We start from the raw sequence: 19748 nt of genomic DNA on the forward strand, positions 1-19748 counted from the left end.
CATGAAGCGCCTCGCCCCCTGCTTGATATTCTGCGGCCTGCTGGCCGCCACTTCCGCCCAAGCCGCCCTGAATGTCGGCGCCCCCGCGCCCGACTTCAGCACCCAGGCGTCGCTGGGCGGCAACGTCTTCACCTTCAAGCTGAACGAGGCGCTCAAGCAAGGCCCGGTCGTGCTGTATTTCTTCCCCGCCGCCTTTACGCAAGGCTGCACGATTGAAGCGCACAACTTCGCCGAAGCCACCGACGAATACAAGTCGCTAGGCGCGACCGTCATCGGGGTTTCGACCGACAACATCGACACGCTGAACAAATTTTCGGTTAGCGAGTGCCGCAGCAAGTTCGCGGTGGCCGCCGATGGCGACGGCAAGATCATGAAGGCCTATGACGCCGTGCACGACAAGCGCCCGGATTACGCGCAGCGCGTGTCGTATGTGATCTCGCCGCAAGGCAAGATCTTGTATGAATTCACGGACATGAACCCCGAGTCGCACGTGTCCAACACGATGCGCGCGCTGCGCGACTGGAAGGCCAAGCAGTAAGGCCCTCAGCAATAAGGCCCCCAGCAGTAAGGCCCCCAGCAATAAGGCCAAGCGATAGGCCACAGAGGCTAACCGCCTGGTCGTAACTTAGTGACTGAGTTGCTTAGTTGAACGGCCAGACGGTCGGATGCGATCCGGGCGGGCTGGACGGACGCGTCCACCGCGCGGGCGTTTCTGAAAAATTGGCGGCATGGCGCACGGCTACAAGCTCGCCAAAGCCCGAGTGTTCGGTTTCCAGCAAGCCGTCAAAGCCGGGCATCTTACAGGCCAGCCCCCCATCCACCCGGCCCAGGCTGCGCAGCCAATGCGCAGTCTGCGCCAGCGACACGCGCACATGCCAGCTGCCGCCTTCGGTGGCCTGCCGCGCCAGCGCCACTTGCGCGCCAAACGCCATCAGATACCCCGACGCATGATCCAGAATCTGCATTGGCAAGGGCTTGGGCGCTTCCTGCCCCGCGGCTTGCGCTTCCGCATGGTTGAAGCCCGTGGCCGTTTGCACCAGGGAATCGAAGCCCCGGCGGTTGGCCCACGGACCCGCATTGCCGTACGCGGTCAACGACACATAGACGATGCCCGGACGAATTCTTGCGGCGTCCTCCGGGCCAAAGCCCAATGCCGCCAGTCCGCCCGGCCGATAGCCCTGCACGAACACATGCGCACTGCGCAGCAAGTTGCCCAGCGCAATGCGGCCATCCGCCGTGTCCAGATCCGCCAGCACGGACAGCTTGCCGCGGCTCGTGTCGATGATGTTGTCGATGTTGGGCAGGTGCGGTGAATTCACCAGCATCACGTCGGCGCCATAGGCTGCCAGCGCACGGCCGCACACGGGGCCGGCGATGATGCGCGTCAGGTCCAGTACGCGAATGTCCTTCAGCGGCCGAGCGTCGTGCCCGTACTTCGGCAAGGGCCGGGGGTCGGCCTCACCGATGCGTTCGATCGTCATCAAGGGTTGCGCAGCAATAGCCTGGCCTTGGCCGTGGCGGTCCCAGTCGTCAAAGCTGCGCATGGCGGCCACCACCATCCCGGCGTCTGCGGCCACCTGTTCGAAGTCAGTGGCCTTCCAGCGTGACAACGCAAGTTCCACCGTTTCGCGCGTGGTGTCTTCGCCAATTGGGCATCCCAGCAAGGCCAGCGCCCCATCCCGGTGATGCGCGAAGTTGGCGTGGATGCGAACCCAGCCGCCATCGCCGCAGCGATACAAGCCGCTGATCGGGTCCCAGGGGTTGGGCGTCACGCCGTTGATGGTGAAGTGGCTGCGGCATTCCTGGGCGGCGTGCAGCATGTCGACACTGACCTGCTGACGCGCGCCGCCGCGCAGGTGCCAGAGCTCGGCGGCGGCCATGGCGGCGGCCGCCATGCTGACCTGCGCCGCAGCACCCACCGCGAATGAAGACGGCAGCACGGGGTTGGCGCCGGTCAACAGCACATGCTCAAGCGATTCGTCCGGCAAATCGAATGAACGCCATAGTTTCTGCAGTACGTCGCGCGACGTCTTGCTGGCGGGTGTGCGTCCCCGTAGAAAGGACGGGCGTAAATCCATCAGATTTCCCATAGCGTTCAACTCGGCTCTAGTCGTTGGATGAATTACATGGCGGGGGCACATATCGCGTCAATACGTATATGAGCTCAGCGTGTTTCACGGTTTGACCGCCCTGCGCCCCGCGCCAGACGCGCTATGCATGGAAGGTGGGGCAGCGGCCCGCGCCCCGGGGAGCGGGCGGGTTTCTCCACCCGGAATGTGCATGCTTGGCGCGGTGTGACGCGCGAAATACGCGCACGCGGCCGTCACATCTACTCGTAGTTTTTACATCGTCTTCCAGGCGCGGCGCCAAGATAGAATGCCAGCCTCAGTGAAAAACGCCTGGACAGCGCATCGATAACGCTGCCGCCCGCCCCTTTCTGACGCTCTGGATCGCCCTTCATGAATACGCTGCTCTGGCTCCGCACCGACCTGCGCATGCACGACAATCCGGCGCTTGCCGCCGCCGCCGCGAACGGCACGGTAACGGCGCTGTTCATCGCGTCGCCCGGGCAATGGCGCCAGCATGATGACGCGCCCGCCAAGGTGGACTTCTGGCTGCGTAACCTGCACGAGTTGCAGCGTGATCTGGGCGGCGTCGGCATCCCCCTGAAGCTGCTGACCGTTGACGACTGGCGCCACGCGCCCGACGCCATTGCTGCGTTCTGCAAGCAGCACGACATTGCCCAGGTTCATGCCAACACGGAATGGGCCATCAATGAACGCCGCCGCGATGCGGCCGTGGGCATTGCGCTGGCCGAGATCGGCGTGGACTGGACCTTGCACCATGGCGCGTCGCTGCTGCGCCCGGGCACGGTGCTGACGGGCAAAGGTGAGTGCTACCGCGTCTACACGCCCTATGCGCGCACCTGCCGCGAGCGTTTGCGCACCGCCCCGTTGCGCGCCCTGCCCCCGCCCAAGGCGCAGACCCCGCCCGCCTGGAAGGCCGACCCGCTGCCGGATGCGTTCGACGGCTTTGCGCCTGCCACCGAGGCCATCCGCGCGCTATGGCCGGCGGGCGAAGCCGCCGCCAGCGACCGGCTGGAAGCCTTTGCCGATGGCGTCATCGACGCCTATAAAGACGAACGCGATTTTCCGTCCTTGCCCGGCACCAGTTGCCTGTCGCCGTATCTGGCAGCGGGCGTGCTGTCGCCCGGCCAGGCGCTGCGCGCGGCGCTGGCCGCCAACCATGGCGAGCTGGATAGCGGCAAGGCGGGCGCCGCTACCTGGATCAACGAACTGCTGTGGCGCGAGTTCTATCAGCATCTGCTAGCCGCCTACCCGTCGTTGTCGATGCACCTGCCCATGAAACCGGAAACCGCCGCCGTGCCATGGCGCGATGCGCCCACCGACTTGCAGGCGTGGCAACAGGGGCAAACCGGCATCCCCATCGTCGACGCCGCCATGCGGCAGTTGCTGGCGCTAGGTTGGATGCATAACCGCCTGCGCATGGTGACGGCCATGTTCCTGTCGAAAAACCTGTTGATCGATTGGCGGCTGGGCGAAGCCTGGTTCATGCAACACCTGGTGGACGGCGACCTGGCGGCAAACAACGGCGGCTGGCAGTGGAGCGCGTCCACGGGAGCCGATGCCGTGCCTTACTTCCGCGTCTTCAATCCGCTATCGCAGTCCCGCCGTTTCGATCCGCGGGGGGTGTTCCTGCGCGAGTGGCTGCCCGAGCTGGCGCACCTGGACGACCAGGCCATTCATGACCCCAGCCCGATGGAACGCGCGGCGGCGGGCTACCCCACCGCTATCGTTGATCTGGCGCAAAGCCGGCTGCGCGCGCTGGAGGCCTTTGGCAATTTGCCTGCCGTGTGACGCCGCGGCAGCCACCGTCGGCCACCGACTTACGTTTTGCATAACATCCCAATATTTTGATGTAGATCAACCCAGCGCACGCCCCCCTCCCCGATGATGCCCGGCTGCACCACGCCCCCCGCCCATCACAGGACGACAGACGCATGCGCAACAATCAGCCGGTTTACGACAAGGAATACACGCTGCACGACGAGCAGTACCTGATCTCCCGCACCGACGCCCGTGGCCGCATCATCTACGCCAACCCCGCGTTCGTGGAAGTCAGTGGGTTCACACGCGAAGAACTGGTGGGCGCCGCGCACAACATCGTGCGCCACCCCGACATGCCCGAAGACGCCTTTGCCGACCTATGGCGCACCATCCAGCGCGGGGAATCCTGGACCGGCGTCGTCAAGAACCGCCGCAAAGACGGCGGCTATTACTGGGTGCTGGCCAACGTCACACCCATCATCGAACGCGGCGTCACGGTCTGTTATGCGTCGGTGCGCGTCAAACCCACTCAAGAACAAATTGACGCGGCCGATGCGCTGTATGTGCGGCTGCGCAACGGCACCGCGCGTGGCGTGCGCCTGCATCGCGGCCAAGCGCGGCCCACCGGGCTGATGGGGGTGCTGGCGCGGCTGAAATTCTGGCGCCTGACCGGCGTGCGTTCACGCATGCTGGCCTGGGCGATGCTGGCGTCCACCCTCTTCCTGGGCGCGGGCGGCGTCGCGCTGTACGCGATGATTGACCGCCTGCCGCCCGAAGAACTCGCCATGGCGGCGGGCGCGCTGGCCGCGGGCGTCGTGCTGATATTCGCGTCGGGCTGGGGCTTTGCGCGGTCCATCACAGGTTTGTTGGTGACGGCTACCGACTTCACGCGGCAGATCGCCGCCGGCAATCTCAGCACGGCCATGCCGCCCGCCGGCTTGCGCGATGAGATCGGCGCCCTGAAATTCTCGTTGGAAGTCATGCGCAAAAGCCTCGTCAGCATAACGCGCGACGTGCACAACGGCATCGAAAGCGCCTTGCATTCCGCCTCGGAAATTGCCGACGGCAACGAAGATTTATCCGCCCACACGCAACACCAGGCCGCGTCGCTGGAAGAGGCGGCGGCCAGCATGGAGCAATTGGCCGCCACGGTGAAGCTGAATGCGTCGAATGCGCTGGGCGCGGATCAGATGGCCAGCCAGGCGTCGGATGTGGCCAAACGCGGCGGACAGGTCGTGCACGATGCCACGGCCGCCATGCACGGCATCGTGGAAAGCTCGTCACGCATTGCGGAAGTGGTGGGCATCATTGACGGCATCGCCTTCCAAACCAACATCCTGGCGCTGAACGCCGCTGTGGAAGCCGCGCGGGCAGGCGAAGCCGGCAAGGGCTTTGCCGTGGTGGCGACCGAAGTGCGCAGCCTGGCGCAGAAAAGCGCCACGGCCGCTCGCGAAATCAAGGCGCTGATCGAAGCGTCCAATGAACGCGTCAACGACGGCGTGCGGCATGTGGAACGCGCGGGCGAAGCCATGTTGGATATTGTGGCGTCGGTGCAGCAGGTGACGCAGATCATGAACGAGATTGCGGCCACATCCACCGAGCAGCACACGGGCATCGACAACGTCAGCCGCACCATTTCGGAAACGGACAATGCGGCGCAACGCAATGCCGCGCGTGTGGAACAAGCCGCGCTGGCGGTAGACAACTTGCGCACGCGCGGCGCACAGTTGCGTCACGCGATTGAGGTGTTCCGGGTGGGCGGCAGCGCCCCCGCGCAACCGGCCCGCCCCCTCAGCCTTGCGCGGCAGCTTCCCTATCCAGCCGCTTGATGAAGACTTGCAGTTCTTTTTCGACCTGCTTGTCTCCGCGCGCCTCTGCCGCCTTCAGCCCGCTATCCCACGCGGCGCGTGCGCCCGCTTTGTCACCCAAGCCCAGGCAGGCCTTGCCCAGCCATTTCCACGCGACTGAATACGTGGGGTCAAACGCCAGCGCCGCGCGCAGATGCGTTTCAGCTTCGCGAAAGCAATCCTGCTCGGCGTAGGCCTTGCCCAGGGAAAACCGCAACAGCAGGTTGTCGGTGCCCTTGGCAAGCATCCCTTCCAGACGATCAATCATTCCTTCCATGCGTGGGCTCCCGGTAGTCTGCAAATATTGAACGCCATGATAGGACGGCGCTGCCGTCGCAGCGGCAATGGCCCCGGCGCGTGCCGGGATATGACGCGCCACTTGGGGATGGCGGTTTGAAGGAACGGTTTCCTTGCGTTTCAATACGCGCTCGGCAAGCAACGGTTTCCTTGCGTTTCAATACGCGCTCGGCAAGCAACGCTTGCGCGATGATGCGGTCACACTCGTTATCGCCATGGGTTGTCGCCACGGCGTTGTCACCCGTGTTTATCGCCCCTGGTTGTCGTCGCATGAAAGGTACTGGTTCGATGATGCTTTTGCGCCCCAACTCACTTCGCCGGTCTCTGCTGCGCTCGTCGTTGTTGCCGCTGCTGCTCTGGTTGCCGCCCGCCTCCCGCGCGCGGGCGCAGCCGCCCGATGTGAACGCATCCGATGTGAACGCAACTAAGGTGAACACGCCCCAGCCCGCTGACACCCGCGCGCATGACGCGGCGCTGGTCAACCGCATCACCTGGGGCGCGACCCCGTCGGAGCTTGCGCGCATCCACGAGCTGGGCGCCGACCGTTATCTACAACGCCAGCTGCATCCCGACGCCCACGCGGCCTTGCCCATTGATGTGCAACAACGCATCAACGACTTGTCGATCAACCACGAGTCTGATCAGGACGCGCAGGCCCGGCAGCGCAAGATCCGCCAAGACGCGCGCGACCTGGATGCCGACGCCAAGCAAAAAGCGCAGCGCGAAGCGCGGACAATTTCGCGGGTTCGCGCCGACGAGACCGCTTACCGCACGATATGGCGCGCGCTGTATTCGCCGAATCAGTTGCAGGAACAGATGACGTGGTTCTGGATGAACCACTTCAATGTCTTTGCGGGCAAGAATGACGTCGGCACTTATCTGCCCCAGTACGAAGCGCGCGCCATCCACCCGCATGCGCTGGGGAAATTTCGCGACATGCTGCGGGCCACCACCCGGTCGCCCGCCATGCTGGTTTACCTGGACAACACGCGCAATACCGTTGGCCATATCAACGAGAACTACGCGCGTGAACTGATGGAGCTGCATACGCTGGGCGTCAAGGGCGGCTACACGCAGACCGACGTGCAGGAACTGGCCCGCATCCTGACCGGGCTGGGCGTGCACAACAACGACAAGCCGCCCAAGGTAAAGCCTGAGCTGCGTGGCCAACTGGTGCAAGACGGCTTGTTCCTGTTCCACCCCGGGCGCCACGACACGGGCGACAAGGTGTTTCTGGGCCAGAAGATTCGCGGCGGCGGCCTGGACGAAGTGGACCACGCTCTCGACCTGCTGGCGCGCCAGCCCGCCACGGCGCATTTCATCAGCGGCAAACTGGCGGCGTACTTCGTGGGCGATGCGCCCTCGCCTGCGCTGGTCGACCGGATGGCCAAGACGTTTCTGGCGCAAGACGGCGATATTGCCGCCACGCTGCAAACGCTATTTACCTCGGCTGAATTCACGGCATCGCTGAAGACGGGCGTGTTCAAGGACCCGGTGCACTATGTGTTGTCGTCGTTGCGTCTAACGTATGCCGACTTGCCGCCTGTGCGTAACCCCAAAGCGGCCATGGCCATCCTGCGCCAAATGGGCCAAGGGCTTTACCAGCGGCCCACACCCGATGGCTATCCGCTGGCCATGTCTGACTGGTCGGGTTCTGGCCAGATGACGCAGCGTTTTGAAATTGCACGCACCATCGCCGCCGCCCCGCAAGTGTTTTACCGTCTTCCCGACGATACGCAGCCGCTGGTGCTGCCCCGCCTACCGACCCTGCTGACGTCGGCGTCTGAACAGGGCCTGTTCACCACGCTGTCACCCGCCACGCGTGACGCCATCGCGCAAGCGAAAACGCCCGCAGAAGCCAATACTTACCTGCTGGCCTCGCCAGAATTCATGCGCCGCTAGGAGAACCCCATGGACCGCCGCCGCTTGCTTCAGATGATGGCCGCCGCCCCGCTGCTACTGGGCGGCAGCCGCCTGTACGCCGCGCCCGCCGCGTCGGGCAACCGCCTGCTGGTCGTCTTCATGCGCGGCGCCTACGACGCCGCCAGCCTGCTGGTGCCCACCACCAGCGACTTCTATTACGAATCACGGCCCAGCATCGCCATTGGCCGGCCCGGCAGCGGCGCGGATTCGGCCTTGCCTCTGGCAGACGGCTGGGGCCTGCATCCCGCATTGGCCGACAGCCTGATGCCCTTCTATCAGAAGAAGCAACTGGCCTTCGTGCCGTTTGCAGGCACGGACGACTTGAGCCGCAGCCATTTCGAAACCCAGAACAGCATCGAGCTGGGACGAGGCGGCGAAAAAGGCGGCGGCAATTACCGTTCAGGCTTTCTTAACCGGCTGACCGCCACGCTGAACGGGTCGGCAGCGCAGCCTGCCGCCTTCACGTCCGAAGTGCCGCAGATTCTGCGGGGCGACGCGCGTGTTCCCAACATTGACCTGGGCGGCGCCAACCGCAAATCGCGCCTGAGCGAGGCCGACAACCGCGCCATCGCATCGATGTACCGCCACACGGAACTGGACGCCTCGGTGGCCGAAGGGCAGCGCATCATGGGCGCCACTCGGCAAGACCTGGACGCCGAAATGCAGGCGGCCAATGGCAATGCCGTGTCAACAGACAAGCTGGAAAAAGAAGTGCGCCGCATCGCCCGCTTCATGACCGACCGCTACAACCTGGGCTTTGTCGACGTCGGCGGCTGGGACACGCACGTGGGCCAGGGCGCGGCCAAGGGTGCGTTGGCGGGCCGCCTTGGGCAGTTGGGCCGCGCGCTGGCGGCGTATGCGGACGCGATGGGGCCGGCGTGGCGGCAAACCACCGTCGTTGTCATCAGCGAATTCGGCCGGACGTTTCGCGAAAACGGCAACAAAGGCACGGACCACGGCCACGGCACGGTGTATTGGGTGATGGGCGGCAATGTCCAGGGCGGACGCATCGCGGGGCGGCAAGTCGCCGTCAAACACGAAACCCTGTTCCAGGACCGCGACTACCCGGTCTTGAACGAGTACCGCGCCGTCTTTGCGGGCCTGTTCGCGCGCTTGTACGGGCTGGACAAGGCGCGTCTGGCGCAAGTGTTTCCGGGCGTGGCGCCCGTGGACTTGAAGCTGGTCTGAGCGCCCCGTCATCAAGGCGCAGGGGCTACACTCGGCGAGCAATCCGGCGCATTGACGCAATCGCTTCCCGCGCCTGAAACAGGAGCCCGCATGAGCACGATCTTCGATTTCTCCGCCCGCGACATCAACGGGGCCGAACAGTCCCTGAGCACCTACCGGGGCCGCGTGCTGCTGGTGGTGAACGTGGCGTCCAAGTGCGGATTCACGCCGCAATATGCAGGCCTGGAAGAACTCTACCGCTCGCTGCGCGATGACGGCCTGACGGTGCTGGGATTCCCCTGCGACCAGTTCGGCCATCAAGAGCCCGGCGACGAATCCGAGATCCGCAATTTCTGCGCAACGCAGTACGACATCAGCTTCCCGATGTACGCCAAGATCAACGTCAACGGCGCCGACGCGCACCCGTTGTACCGCTGGCTCAAAGGCGAAAAGCGCGGCGTCTTCGGCACCGAAGGCATCAAGTGGAACTTCACCAAGTTCCTGGTGGGCCGCGACGGACAGGTCATCAAGCGCTATGCGCCCACCGATACGCCCGCCGGCTTGAAGGACGATATCGAGCGGGCGCTGTCCGCGCCCGTCTGACACGGCGCCCGCCGTCTTAGCGTAATGGCGGCAACCGGCGGCGCACGGTATGCGCCTTGACGATGGCGGTGTTGGTTTCGGCGAACTCGGTCACGCGTTCAAGAATGCCATCCAGGTGCGAGATAGACCGCAACACCACGCGGGCGATGAAGCAGTCATCGCCCGTCACCTTGTCGCATTCGACGAATTCCGGAATCTCTTGGATCAGCCCTTCGACGTGGCGCAATTGCCCGGGCAGCGGCCGGATGCGCACGATGGCTTCCAGCGTGTACCCCAGCGCCACGGGGTCCACGTCCAGGGTGTAGGCGCGGATCACACCCGATTCTTCCAGCCTGCGCAGGCGGTCGGCCACGCTGGGCGCCGACATGCCCACCTGCCGGGCCAGATCGGCCGTGGTGGTGCGCGCATTGGCCGACAGGGTCTCCACCAGACGGCGGTCAATACCGTCCAAGACTGGGTTTTCGTTTTTTAGGTCGTTTTGCATAAATTCCACCTAAAACAAGGTTTGACGTCAAAAGCACCACGCGAACATCATATAACCGCGTTAATCCGCCTGGGATAATTTCTCCATCGCACCTTGTGGCCGACTGGCCCGCCGGAGAACCCTCATGAACCCCGCATCAGAACGCCTAGGCCTGGCGCAAATGGCCGCCGCCATGACCTTATCGGGCACGCTGGGCGTCTTCGTCCTGGAGTCCGGGCAAAGCGCCTGGAACGTCGTCTTCTTCCGCTGCGTCTTCGGCGCCCTGTCACTGTTCCTGTATTGCTGGGCGCGGGGCCTGCTCAAGCCCGGCTTGTTCACCGCCAAAACGCTGGCCCTGGCGCTGGTGGCCGGCGCCGCACTGGTCTTGAACTGGGTGCTGCTGTTTTCCGCCTACCGGCTGGCGTCGATCTCGCTGGCCACCGCCGTCTATAACGTGCAACCCTTTTTCCTGATCGGCCTGGGCGTGCTGTTCCTGGGCGAACGCCCGACGCGCGGCAAGCTGGCCTGGTCCGTCGTGGCGTTTGCCGGCCTGCTGCTGGTGCTGCGTCTGACGGACACCGCGGGCGCGGGCGGCGCGGCCTATCTGTCGGGCCTGATGCTGGGCCTGGGGGCCGCCGCGCTGTATGGCGTCACCGCCATCATCGTCAAACGGCTGAGGGGTATTCCGCCTCAGGTGCTGGCGCTGGTGCAGGTCACGCTTGGGGCCATCATGCTGCTGCCGATGGCGGATTTCAATGCCCTGCCCGCAGCACCCTTGCAATGGGGGTATCTGGTGGCGCTGGGCGTGATCCATACCTGCCTGATGTACATCCTGATGTACTCGGCCATCCAGAAGCTGCCGACGACGTCGACCGCCGCGCTGAGCTTCATCTACCCGGCTGTGGCGATCATGCTGGACTTCGCGGTCTACGGTCACCGCATGGACGCCACGCAGGTGATCGGGGTGGCGCTGATCTTCGTGGCCGCGGCCGGCGTCAGCTTGAACTGGACGTGGCGGCTGCCGGGCCGGGCGCGGCCGGGTGCGGTCTGAGGCGGCGGTCTGGAGCTGCGGTTGGAAATAGCGGTCTGAAGCCCCCCGCCGCGCACACGTAGAAACCCGCCCCCGGCCCCGGTTATTCGGGGGGCTGCGCCTACGGCCCCGCTATCATGGCCTTTCCATCCGCCGGCCCCGCCGGCGGCGCCATGACTCTGCGGACACACCCTATGATCGATCTCTACTACTGGACCACCCCCAACGGCCACAAGATCACGCTGTTCCTTGAAGAAACCGGCCTGCCCTATCAAATTCACCCGGTCAACATCAGCCGCGGTGATCAGTTCAAACCCGAATTCCTGGCCATCGCGCCGAACAACCGCATCCCCGCCATCGTTGACCAAGACCCGGCCGATGGCGGCGCGCCGATCTCCCTGTTCGAGTCGGGCGCCATCCTGCAATACCTGGCGGAGAAGACCGGCAAGTTCCTGCCCGCCGACGTGCGCGGCCGCGCCGAAGTCTCGCAATGGCTGTTCTGGCAGATGGGCGGCCTGGGCCCCATGGCCGGCCAGAACCACCACTTTTCCGGCTACGCGCAAGAACGCATCACCTACGCCATCGACCGCTACGTCAAGGAAACCAACCGCCTGTACGGCGTCTTGAACAAGCGCCTGGCCGACCGCGAATTCGTCGCCGGTGACTACTCCATTGCCGACATGGCGGCCTACCCCTGGATCGTGCCGCACGCCAAACAGGGCCAAGACCTGAACGACTTCCCGCACCTGCAACGCTGGTTCAATACCATCGCCGCGCGCCCGGCCACCCAACGCGCCTATGCGCTGGCCGACACCATCAATACCGCGCCGTCCATCAGTGATGAAGAATCGCGCCGCATCCTGTTCGGCCAGACCTCGCAGAACCTGCCCCGCTAACGCTCTGGAGCACGCGCCATGTCTCATCCGCAACGGGTTTTTCGCCGCGCACGCCAGGAAGATCTGCCGCAGATCGTCGCCATGCTGGCCGACGACGAATTGGGCGCCACGCGCGAGGACGCCTCGGTTCCGCTGAACCCGCGCTACACCGCGGCGTTCGCGGCCATTGCGCAGGATTCCAATCAGTTCCTGGCCGTGGTTGAGCAGGATTCACACCTGGTCGGCTGTTTGCAGTTATCGTTCATACCCGGCTTGTCGCGGCTGGGACAATGGCGCGGGCAAATCGAAAGCGTCCGCATCGCGTCGTCGTCACGCGGCCAGGGCCTGGGACGCGCCATGTTCGAGTGGGCAATCGAGCAATGCCGCCTGCAAGGCTGTGGCATCGTTCAACTGACCACCGACCGCGCCCGCCCGGATGCGCGCCGGTTTTATGAAAGCCTGGGTTTCGTGGCCACCCATGACGGCATGAAACTCAGCCTGTAGTGTTTGTACTGATTCAAGGAAAGCCCATGCATGGCGAATACAAAGTCCCCGGCGGCAAACTGGTCGTTGCGGATCTCGAAGTGCGCGACGGCCGCCTGGCCAATGTGCGCATCAGCGGCGACTTCTTTCTTGAGCCGCCCGAAGCGCTTGAAGCCATCAATGCCGGCTTGAACGGCATGCCGGCCGATGCCGGCGAATTGGAACTGGCCGTTGCCGTGCAATCCGCCCTGCCTGCCGACGCCGAGATGTTCGGCTTTTCCGCCGAAGCCGTGGCTGTAGTGTTGCGGAGGGCGCTTGCATGACGCGCACTGACTGGAACGACTACGACTGGCAACTGATTCATGAAGCCCCCCAGGCGCCCGCGCTGCACATGGCGCTGGACGCCGTCATCACCGATGAGGTCGGCGCAGGCCAACGCCCGCCGACCTTGCGCATCTGGGAATGGGCCGCCCCCGCCGTCGTGATCGGCCGTTTCCAATCCCTGAAAAATGAAGTCGACCCGGAAGGCGCCAAACGCCACGGCATCGAAGTCGTGCGCCGCGTGAGCGGTGGCGGCGCGATGTTCATCGAACCCGGCAACTCCATCACCTATTCGCTCAGCGCCCCGCAAGCCCTGGTTCACGGCATGAGCTTCCAGGAATCCTATGCCTTCCTGGACGCCTGGGTGCTGACCGCGCTGCAAGGCCTGGGCATCAAGGCCTGGTATCAGCCGCTAAACGACATCGCCTCCGACATTGGCAAGATCGGCGGCGCCGCCCAAGCCCGGCGCGCGGGCGCGGTGCTGCACCACGTGACCATGTCCTATGACATCGACGCCGATAAAATGGTCGAAGTCTTGCGTATCGGCCGCGAGAAGCTGTCTGACAAAGGCACCACCAGCGCGAAGAAACGCGTGGACCCGCTGCGCACGCAGACGGGCCTGGCGCGCGAGGTCATCATTGACCGCATGCTGGAAACTTTTGCCAGCCTGCATCGTCTGACCCCCGGGCAGATTGGCAGCGATACGCTGGCCAAAGCGCAGCAACAGGCTGACGAGAAATTCTCTTCAGCCGAATGGACCGGCGTCGTGCCCTGACGGCAGTTGATGAATTTGTGGAGGTAGTTCAATGCGTCGCACGTTCACGCCGCAAGGCGCGATAAGCGGTTTGATTCTGGGCGCGGCTCTGCTGGCGCTTGCCGGCTGCAGCAGTGCGCCCCCGGCGAACATCACGCTCGCCACGCCCACCACCAGCAGCACCACGGCCGAAAAGGTGGGCGACCTGTCCACCGAACGCATCAAGTGGGCATCGAACAAACCCGGCTGCGAGGGCGACTGCCCCCACATTGAAATCGACAGCGTCGCCTTTCCCGGCAACCCCAAGTTGACGGCGCTGGTTGACCACGTGCTGGCCTACATGACCGGCACCGACGCCAACCGGCGCGGCGCCTACGACACGCTGTCGGAATACACGCAGTACTTCTGGTCCACGGCGCGACCGCGCGACGCCACCTACTTCAAGGCCAGCGTGAAAGACACCGTGGGCGACATCGTGTCGATTGAACTGCACACCGAACAGTTCCTGACCGGCGCCGCGCACGGCATCCCGGCGACGCAATATTTGAATTGGGAACGTTCGCGGGGCCGCGTCATGAGCCTGGACGAAGCCCTGATTCCGGGCCGCCGCGCAGAGTACGTCGCCGCCTTGCAGCGCGCGCACGCAAAATGGCTCACCAGCAACCCCGACGCCAAACGCGACCCGGCCAGCTACAACAAGATGTGGCCCTTCCAGGAAAGCGACAACTACGCCTTGACCCGCGACGGCATCGTGGTGAAGTACGACGCCTATTCCATTGCGCCCTACTCGCACGGCGAGCCGGAACTCAGCATTCCGTACGCGGACCTGCGCGGCATCCTGAAGCCGGAGCTGTTGCCGAAGTCGTAGCGTAATGGCGGCTAGCCCGCGGCTCAGCCACGGCGATTGCCAAAGACCGGAATCGTTTGTATAACAACGAATCCGGTTTTTTTTCGTTCTTATGGCAATGAATCTAGCGGCATCCCTTCCTCCTAGCAGCCAACATCGCCTACAACTTTTGGCCGCACGCCTGCGCACGGCGCGCAAACAGCGCGGATGGACCCAGGAGCGGCTCGCCCGAGCAGCCAGCATCGGGCTCTCCACTGTCCGGGCGATAGAAAAAGGCGAAGCGGCCACCGCCATCGGCAATTACCTGGCCGTGCTCTGGGCGCTGGATCTGGATAGCAGCATCGACGGGCTTGCCAGCCTTCAGCGCCCCACGTCCCTGGCCGAGCCGGTCTTGGACAACAATTTTTGACGGCCATCACCATGGCGCGCACGCTCTATGTCTGGATCTACCTGCCCGGTCAAGCAACGCCCGTCGTTGCCGGGCTGTTCCGTCATGAAGAGATCACATCCCACGCAGGCGTGGGCTATTTCGTCTATGGGTCGGGGCGCGCTCCTTTTCAGCGACTCGGCGTCCGAGGTCGACGACACCACCTGGCTGGCGTCGGTCTCTGAATTAAGCGCGATTCAGCATGCCGCCGCCGCTATCGAACGGGGCCAACCCTTGCCCGTGGAAGCCGAACAACTATTGCGTCCGGGGCGTAGCCTGGGCGGCGCGCGCCCCAAATGTTCCGTGCTTGAGGCGGGCCACATTTGGATCGCCAAATTTCCTTCGGTCAGCGACTCCCCCGACCTGCCCGACAATGCCCGCCAGGAATACGCGATGTATGCGCTTGCGCGCAAGGCAGGCATCGATGTGCCGGAATGCCAATTGATCGAAACGGCGCAAGGCGCGGTTTTCCTGAGCCGGCGTTTTGACGTGACCGTGCTTCCGGAAGGCGGGTTTGGCCGCCTGCGCTACGCTTCCGCGCGCTCCGCGCTGGAAGTGCCCGACTTACCTCCTGCGGCGCATGGCAGCTATCCCGGTGTTGCGCGTCAAATGCCGAAATGGTGTGAAGAACCTGCCCGCGACCGGCGGCAATGGTTCAGGCGGCTGGCATTCAATATCGCCACGACCAATACGGACGATCACGAACTCAACCACGGCTTCTTTGACGGCGACGACGTCTTGAGCATCGACACGCTACAGCTTGCGCCCGCGTTTGACCTTGTCCCATCCGTGTTGGCCAACCAGCGCATCTATCAGGGGATGCTGGTGGGCGATGAAGGCGCCCTGTCGACCTTTCGTAACGCCGTTTCCAGCGCCCCGCAGTTTTCCCTGACGGAATCCCAGGCTTGGGAAATCATCACCGAAGTGTGGCAAATCACGCATGAGGGATGGCGCGGCGCATTGGCCGACGCTGGCGTCGGGGCCGCACAGATTCAGCGGCTTGCGCCCGCTTTTGAGCGGCACGCGCGGCCCCACTGAGCGGCAACACCGCGAAAATCGGATTGCGCTCGCGTGGGGGAAACGGCAAGGCCTCTTCGAGGCCGGGGTTCGGGTGAGCGGACTGGGGGTGGAGCTAGGGAGGTGGCCGCTTTTTTCGCGTCTGTGGCCGGGTAAGACGCCCAGTCCGCTCAATACAACCGCGGCATGAAGGAGTGGGCGGCGCGCACCGATGGCGCGCCGCCCGCTCACGTCAGGCGCTTAGAAGCGGTGGCGGACACCCACGATGCCGACCGAGCTCTTGACGCCGTCAACAAACGCGAAGTCGGTGGCGTACGAACCCAGCGCGTACAGGTTGGTGCGCTTGGACAGGTTGTACGTGTAGCCGATGCTGTAGACGTTCATCGTCGAGTCGTTGCCGGCGGTCAGCGGGTTGCCGTTGGGGTCAGCACGCTGCCACGACGCCAGGATGCTGCTGGCGCCCAGCGGCACGGTCAGGCCGACCAGGTACGAATTGGCCTTGAAGCCAGAGACGGCGACGTTCGTGCCGAAGCTGCTGGCCGTGGGGCTGCCGCTGCCGAACGAGTTGATGCTTTGGCCGGTGAACCAGCCGTCACGCGTCTGGCCGAAGCCCAGCGCCAGCTTGACCACTTCGAAGTCGTAGGCGGCGGCGATAGACCACGACTTGGGCGTCGCGTCGTTGTTCAGCTGGCTGGCGGGGTTCAGCTGGTCGTACGTGGCAGCCACGTTCAGCGGGCCGTTGACGTAACGCAGGCCGGTCGTGATGGCGCGGGTGTTGTCGGCGGTCTTGAAGCCGGTTTGGGCGGCGGTGGTGTCAGCTGCGTTGAACGAGTAGCCAACGCCAAACTGGAAGCCGCTGAACGACGGGGTCGAGTACTGCACCATGTTGTCGTAGCGGACCGTGTTGGCGGCGCTGAAGGCCACGCCAACGTTAGCCTGGCCGTAGCTGCCGGCGAACGGGTCGATCGCTGCCAGGTACTTCGACGCAATGTTGGTCTGACGGCCGAATTCCAGCAGGCCCCACGAATCAGCCTTCAGGCCGACGGTGGCTTGGCGGCCGAACAGGCGGCCGCTTTGGCCCGACTGGCCGTTACCGGAGTTGAAGCCGCTTTCCAGGGTGAACACGGCGCTCAGGCCATCGCCCAGATCTTCGGCGCCACGCAGGCCCCAACGCGAGCCGCTCGACACGCCGTTGACCATGCCGACTTTCGATTCGTGGTAGCCATCGCCCTTGATGCGCTGGTAGCCGATACCAGTGTCGATCAGGCCGTACAGCGTCACCGACGTTTCGGCTTGAGCCACGCCGGACAAGGCGGCGAACAGCGCGGTGACGAGCAGAGTCTTTTTCATTACATATTCCCTTTGATTGAACATACATGCGCAGGTGGCTTGGCTTGCATGGCAAGCGGCGTGCGGCACATGGCAGGAACAAATTCTAGGGACGCAATGTGTCAGTTTTCCAGACGCAAGGGCTACTCGTCCCAGATCTCGAAAAAAAGTGCCTCGTTGTGGCCTTAACTACACACCCTTTGCGCCCCCCAACGGGTTCGCAAAGGCGTCATTTCATCGTGCTAGGAAGGCAACTGCCAGAACAGCAACTGCTGAAAAGGAAACGGGGGAAAGACCGACGCCAGGAAGGTAGCGTGTCAGCGCGCGCCCTTCAATGGCAGAAGCCGACGATACTCCTTCGGCAGCGGATGTGCAGCATGTTCTTCCACGGTGCGCGCCAGCCGCTGGGCAAGCGCTTCGGGGAACGGGGTGGCGCGCCGGGTATCCAGGTTCACGTGCAAGGAGAGCTGCTCCATGGTGGCGGCCAGGTAGCCGTCGCGCGTCTGGATCAGCTCCATCATGCACATCAGCCGTTTGTTGTCGGCTTCCAACAGACGGATGCGCAGCATGAGGGGGTCGCCCTCCAACACTTCGCGCAGGTAGGCCACGTAGATGTTCATCGTGTAGATACCGCAACGCGTGGCCTCGGTGTAGTCCAGCCCCACGCCAATCTGACCCAAGAGTTCAAAACCGACGCGGTCGAAGATACCCACGTAGTGGGCGGCGTTCAGATGGCCGTAGGCGTCGATCCAGGCGGGGTCCACGGCAAGGGTCGTGGACGGCAAGGCATGCGTCATGGGTACTCCAGACAAAGGGGCCGGGCCCAAGGCGGGCAACGGCACATTCTATGCAGGTTCCGGCATCCGTGCCGCCCCCATTTTCCCCAGTTGAAGGATTCCGGCCGCGCAATAGAAATCGCCCCTTTCGGGGCGATTTCTGTTTTTGTCTTCCTCTGCCTCCTCAGCGGCGCGTTCAGGAACGCACCGCCGATTCAGACATCACGGATACAGGCCGCGCACTTGGCGCGCTTGCAGAATCCGGGTGCAAGCCACGATGAACGCAGCGGTGCGCAGCGTGACCTTGTGTTCCTTGGCCACTTGCGACACGGCCGCGTAGGCTTCGCGCATGATGCGTTCCAGGCGCTGGTTGATCTCTTCTTCGCTCCAGAAGAAGCTGGAGAAGTCCTGCACCCATTCAAAGTACGACACCGTCACGCCGCCAGCGTTGGCCAGCACATCCGGCACGACATACACGCCGTGTTCGGCCAGGATGTCGTCCGCTTCCGGGGTGGTCGGGCCGTTGGCGCCTTCGACCACGATCTTCGCGCGCACCTTGGCGGCGTTGTCGACGGTGATCTGGCTTTCCAGGGCTGCCGGGATCAGGAATTCGGTTTCCAGCGTCCAGAACTCGTTCTTGTCCATGGCCTGGCCGCCCGAGAAGCCGCCCACGCCGCCGTGTTGCGACACGTGCGACAGCAGCTTGTGCACGTCCAGACCTTCGGCGTTGTGCACGGTGCCGGTGTGGTCTTGCGCGGCAATGACCTTTGCGCCGGCTTCATGGAACAGGCGGGCAGCGGTGCCGCCCACGTTACCGAAGCCCTGCACGACCACGCGGGCCTTCGAGACGTCGATGTTCAGGTCGCGTGCGGCTTCGCACGCCACGACGAACACGCCGCGGCCGGTGGCTTCGACACGGCCCAGGCTGCCGCCCAGCGCGATCGGCTTGCCGGTGACCACGCCGGTGGCGGTGGCGCCTTCGTTCATGGAGTACGTGTCCATCATCCAGGCCATGGTCTGGGCGTTGGTGTTCACGTCAGGGGCGGGAATGTCTTTCGACGGCCCGATGATCACGCCGATTTCGGTCGTGTAGCGGCGCGTCATGCGCTCGAGTTCGGATTGCGACAGCTTGCGCGGATCGACACGGATGCCGCCCTTGGCGCCGCCGTACGGCAGGTTGACTGCGGCGTTCTTGACCGACATCCACGCGGCCAGCGCCATCACTTCAGACAGGGTCACGTCTTGGTGGAAACGCACGCCGCCCTTGCCCGGGCCGCGCGACACGTTGTGCTGCACGCGATAGCCCTCGAAGTGGGCGATGGTGCCGTTGTCCAGTTCGATCGGCACGTCGACGATCAGCGAGCGCTTCGGGCGCTTCAGGGTCTCAACCCACCGTCCCAGAGAGCCGAGGTACGGGGTGACCCGGTCGACTTGTTGCAGGTAATTACCCCAGGGGCCGAGGTCATCGGCATTCAGATAAGACGGCAAGGCATGGGTGGGTGTGTGAGACATGAGCATGATCTCCTGACAAAGTTGCGCCATTTTATCCACGAAAGTAATAGCGTCCCCATTTAAATATAAAATATATTAAATGGGGACGTATTAATGTTGCGGATACCGTACGGGTCACAAGCCCGGTCTTAAAGCTACCCCTATCCTAAGCCGGCAATCCGGACGCGTCCACCCTCGGCCAGCCGCAAGTCGCGCAAGTATTGGCTTTGCGGGCATCGATGAAAAAAGG

21 protein-coding genes are annotated in these 19748 nt (G+C 64.0%); 15 read left to right on the forward strand and 6 right to left on the reverse strand.

Translation table 11 applies throughout. The features are described from left to right. Nucleotide 1: 1 nt before the first annotated feature. The gene (locus tag AC1DB0_RS10835; RefSeq protein WP_054426338.1) at nucleotides 2-538 is read left to right on the forward strand and encodes a peroxiredoxin; all 537 of its coding nucleotides are present in this window, start codon (nucleotides 2-4) and stop codon (nucleotides 536-538) included. Between the two features lie 103 nt (nucleotides 539-641). Here AC1DB0_RS10835 and AC1DB0_RS10840 read toward each other — a convergent pair whose 3' ends face one another. Next, nucleotides 642-2090 (reverse strand): CoA transferase, encoded by a 1449-nt coding sequence (locus AC1DB0_RS10840; protein WP_054425752.1) that lies wholly within the window; start codon nucleotides 2088-2090, stop codon nucleotides 642-644. A 369-nt stretch (nucleotides 2091-2459) separates the two neighbouring features. Here AC1DB0_RS10840 and phrB point away from each other — a divergent pair, with 369 nt between their 5' ends. Further along, nucleotides 2460-3878, forward strand: coding sequence for a deoxyribodipyrimidine photo-lyase (phrB, locus tag AC1DB0_RS10845; RefSeq protein ID WP_476756877.1), 1419 nt, complete (start codon nucleotides 2460-2462; stop codon nucleotides 3876-3878). A gap of 143 nt (nucleotides 3879-4021) precedes the next feature. Continuing rightward, nucleotides 4022-5677, forward strand: a complete 1656-nt coding sequence (locus AC1DB0_RS10850) for a methyl-accepting chemotaxis protein (RefSeq protein WP_476756878.1) — start codon at nucleotides 4022-4024, stop codon at nucleotides 5675-5677. Here AC1DB0_RS10850 and AC1DB0_RS10855 read toward each other — a convergent pair. Then, a complete protein-coding gene (locus tag AC1DB0_RS10855) occupies nucleotides 5640-5972 on the reverse strand; it encodes a hypothetical protein (protein ID WP_175168464.1) in 333 nt (110 codons plus the stop codon). The two genes, AC1DB0_RS10850 and AC1DB0_RS10855, sit on opposite strands and share 38 nt — an antisense overlap. A 133-nt stretch (nucleotides 5973-6105) precedes the next feature. Between AC1DB0_RS10855 and AC1DB0_RS10860 the strand changes: the two genes are divergently transcribed. The 4 genes from AC1DB0_RS10860 to AC1DB0_RS10875 all read left to right on the forward strand — a co-directional run bounded on the left by AC1DB0_RS10860 (nucleotide 6106) and on the right by AC1DB0_RS10875 (nucleotide 9685). Further along, a complete protein-coding gene (locus tag AC1DB0_RS10860) occupies nucleotides 6106-6420 on the forward strand; it encodes a hypothetical protein (protein ID WP_476756879.1) in 315 nt (104 codons plus the stop codon). Further along, nucleotides 6392-7894 (forward strand): DUF1800 domain-containing protein, encoded by a 1503-nt coding sequence (locus tag AC1DB0_RS10865; protein ID WP_476756880.1) that lies wholly within the window; start codon nucleotides 6392-6394, stop codon nucleotides 7892-7894. The genes AC1DB0_RS10860 and AC1DB0_RS10865 overlap by 29 nt, the downstream gene beginning before the upstream one ends. Before the next feature lie 9 nt (nucleotides 7895-7903). Further along, complete coding sequence (locus AC1DB0_RS10870; RefSeq protein WP_454668736.1) at nucleotides 7904-9103, forward strand: DUF1501 domain-containing protein; 1200 nt, start codon at nucleotides 7904-7906, stop codon at nucleotides 9101-9103. A gap of 90 nt (nucleotides 9104-9193) precedes the next feature. After that, a complete protein-coding gene (locus AC1DB0_RS10875) occupies nucleotides 9194-9685 on the forward strand; it encodes a glutathione peroxidase (RefSeq protein WP_476756881.1) in 492 nt (163 codons plus the stop codon). Between the two features lie 16 nt (nucleotides 9686-9701). On the opposite strand, the gene AC1DB0_RS10880 is transcribed toward AC1DB0_RS10875, so the two are convergent. Beyond that, a complete protein-coding gene (locus AC1DB0_RS10880; protein WP_054425764.1) occupies nucleotides 9702-10169 on the reverse strand; it encodes an Lrp/AsnC family transcriptional regulator in 468 nt (155 codons plus the stop codon). Nucleotides 10170-10293: 124 nt separating this feature from the next. Here AC1DB0_RS10880 and AC1DB0_RS10885 point away from each other — a divergent pair, with 124 nt between their 5' ends. The 8 genes from AC1DB0_RS10885 (at nucleotide 10294) to AC1DB0_RS10920 (ending at nucleotide 15923) form a co-directional block, all read left to right on the forward strand. After that, nucleotides 10294-11199: a DMT family transporter gene (locus tag AC1DB0_RS10885; protein WP_447577598.1), complete on the forward strand. Its 906-nt coding sequence runs from the start codon at nucleotides 10294-10296 to the stop codon at nucleotides 11197-11199. Between the two features lie 173 nt (nucleotides 11200-11372). Then, nucleotides 11373-12074 carry a glutathione S-transferase N-terminal domain-containing protein gene (locus tag AC1DB0_RS10890; protein WP_175168462.1) on the forward strand — a complete coding sequence of 234 codons (702 nt, stop codon included), beginning with the start codon at nucleotides 11373-11375 and terminating at the stop codon, nucleotides 12072-12074. Between the two features lie 18 nt (nucleotides 12075-12092). Further along, on the forward strand, nucleotides 12093-12557 hold the full coding sequence (locus tag AC1DB0_RS10895) for a GNAT family N-acetyltransferase (protein ID WP_054425770.1): 465 nt from the start codon (nucleotides 12093-12095) through the stop codon (nucleotides 12555-12557). Nucleotides 12558-12583: 26 nt separating this feature from the next. After that, on the forward strand, nucleotides 12584-12859 hold the full coding sequence (locus AC1DB0_RS10900; RefSeq protein ID WP_054425772.1) for a lipoate protein ligase C-terminal domain-containing protein: 276 nt from the start codon (nucleotides 12584-12586) through the stop codon (nucleotides 12857-12859). Further along, on the forward strand, nucleotides 12856-13632 hold the full coding sequence (locus AC1DB0_RS10905; protein WP_054425774.1) for a lipoate--protein ligase family protein: 777 nt from the start codon (nucleotides 12856-12858) through the stop codon (nucleotides 13630-13632). Before AC1DB0_RS10900 ends, AC1DB0_RS10905 begins: the two co-directional genes overlap by 4 nt. Nucleotides 13633-13663: 31 nt before the next feature. Beyond that, nucleotides 13664-14479, forward strand: coding sequence for an RsiV family protein (locus tag AC1DB0_RS10910; RefSeq protein WP_054425776.1), 816 nt, complete (start codon nucleotides 13664-13666; stop codon nucleotides 14477-14479). A 148-nt stretch (nucleotides 14480-14627) separates the two neighbouring features. Continuing rightward, on the forward strand, nucleotides 14628-14867 hold the full coding sequence (locus tag AC1DB0_RS10915) for a helix-turn-helix domain-containing protein (RefSeq protein WP_391569115.1): 240 nt from the start codon (nucleotides 14628-14630) through the stop codon (nucleotides 14865-14867). A gap of 84 nt (nucleotides 14868-14951) precedes the next feature. Then, nucleotides 14952-15923: a type II toxin-antitoxin system HipA family toxin gene (locus tag AC1DB0_RS10920; protein WP_476756882.1), complete on the forward strand. Its 972-nt coding sequence runs from the start codon at nucleotides 14952-14954 to the stop codon at nucleotides 15921-15923. A 219-nt stretch (nucleotides 15924-16142) separates the two neighbouring features. Here the strand turns inward: AC1DB0_RS10920 and AC1DB0_RS10925 are convergent, their stop codons facing one another. From AC1DB0_RS10925 to AC1DB0_RS10935, 3 genes are all read right to left on the reverse strand, one after another. Continuing rightward, complete coding sequence (locus AC1DB0_RS10925) at nucleotides 16143-17252, reverse strand: porin (protein ID WP_175168459.1); 1110 nt, start codon at nucleotides 17250-17252, stop codon at nucleotides 16143-16145. 296 nt (nucleotides 17253-17548) lie between these two features. Then, nucleotides 17549-18028, reverse strand: a complete 480-nt coding sequence (locus AC1DB0_RS10930) for a thioesterase family protein (protein ID WP_476756883.1) — start codon at nucleotides 18026-18028, stop codon at nucleotides 17549-17551. Nucleotides 18029-18229: 201 nt separating this feature from the next. Beyond that, nucleotides 18230-19519 carry a Glu/Leu/Phe/Val family dehydrogenase gene (locus AC1DB0_RS10935; RefSeq protein WP_054425785.1) on the reverse strand — a complete coding sequence of 430 codons (1290 nt, stop codon included), beginning with the start codon at nucleotides 19517-19519 and terminating at the stop codon, nucleotides 18230-18232. Between the last annotated feature and the right edge of the window lie 229 nt (nucleotides 19520-19748).

This window comes from Achromobacter sp. 10T422 (assembly GCF_056394065.1).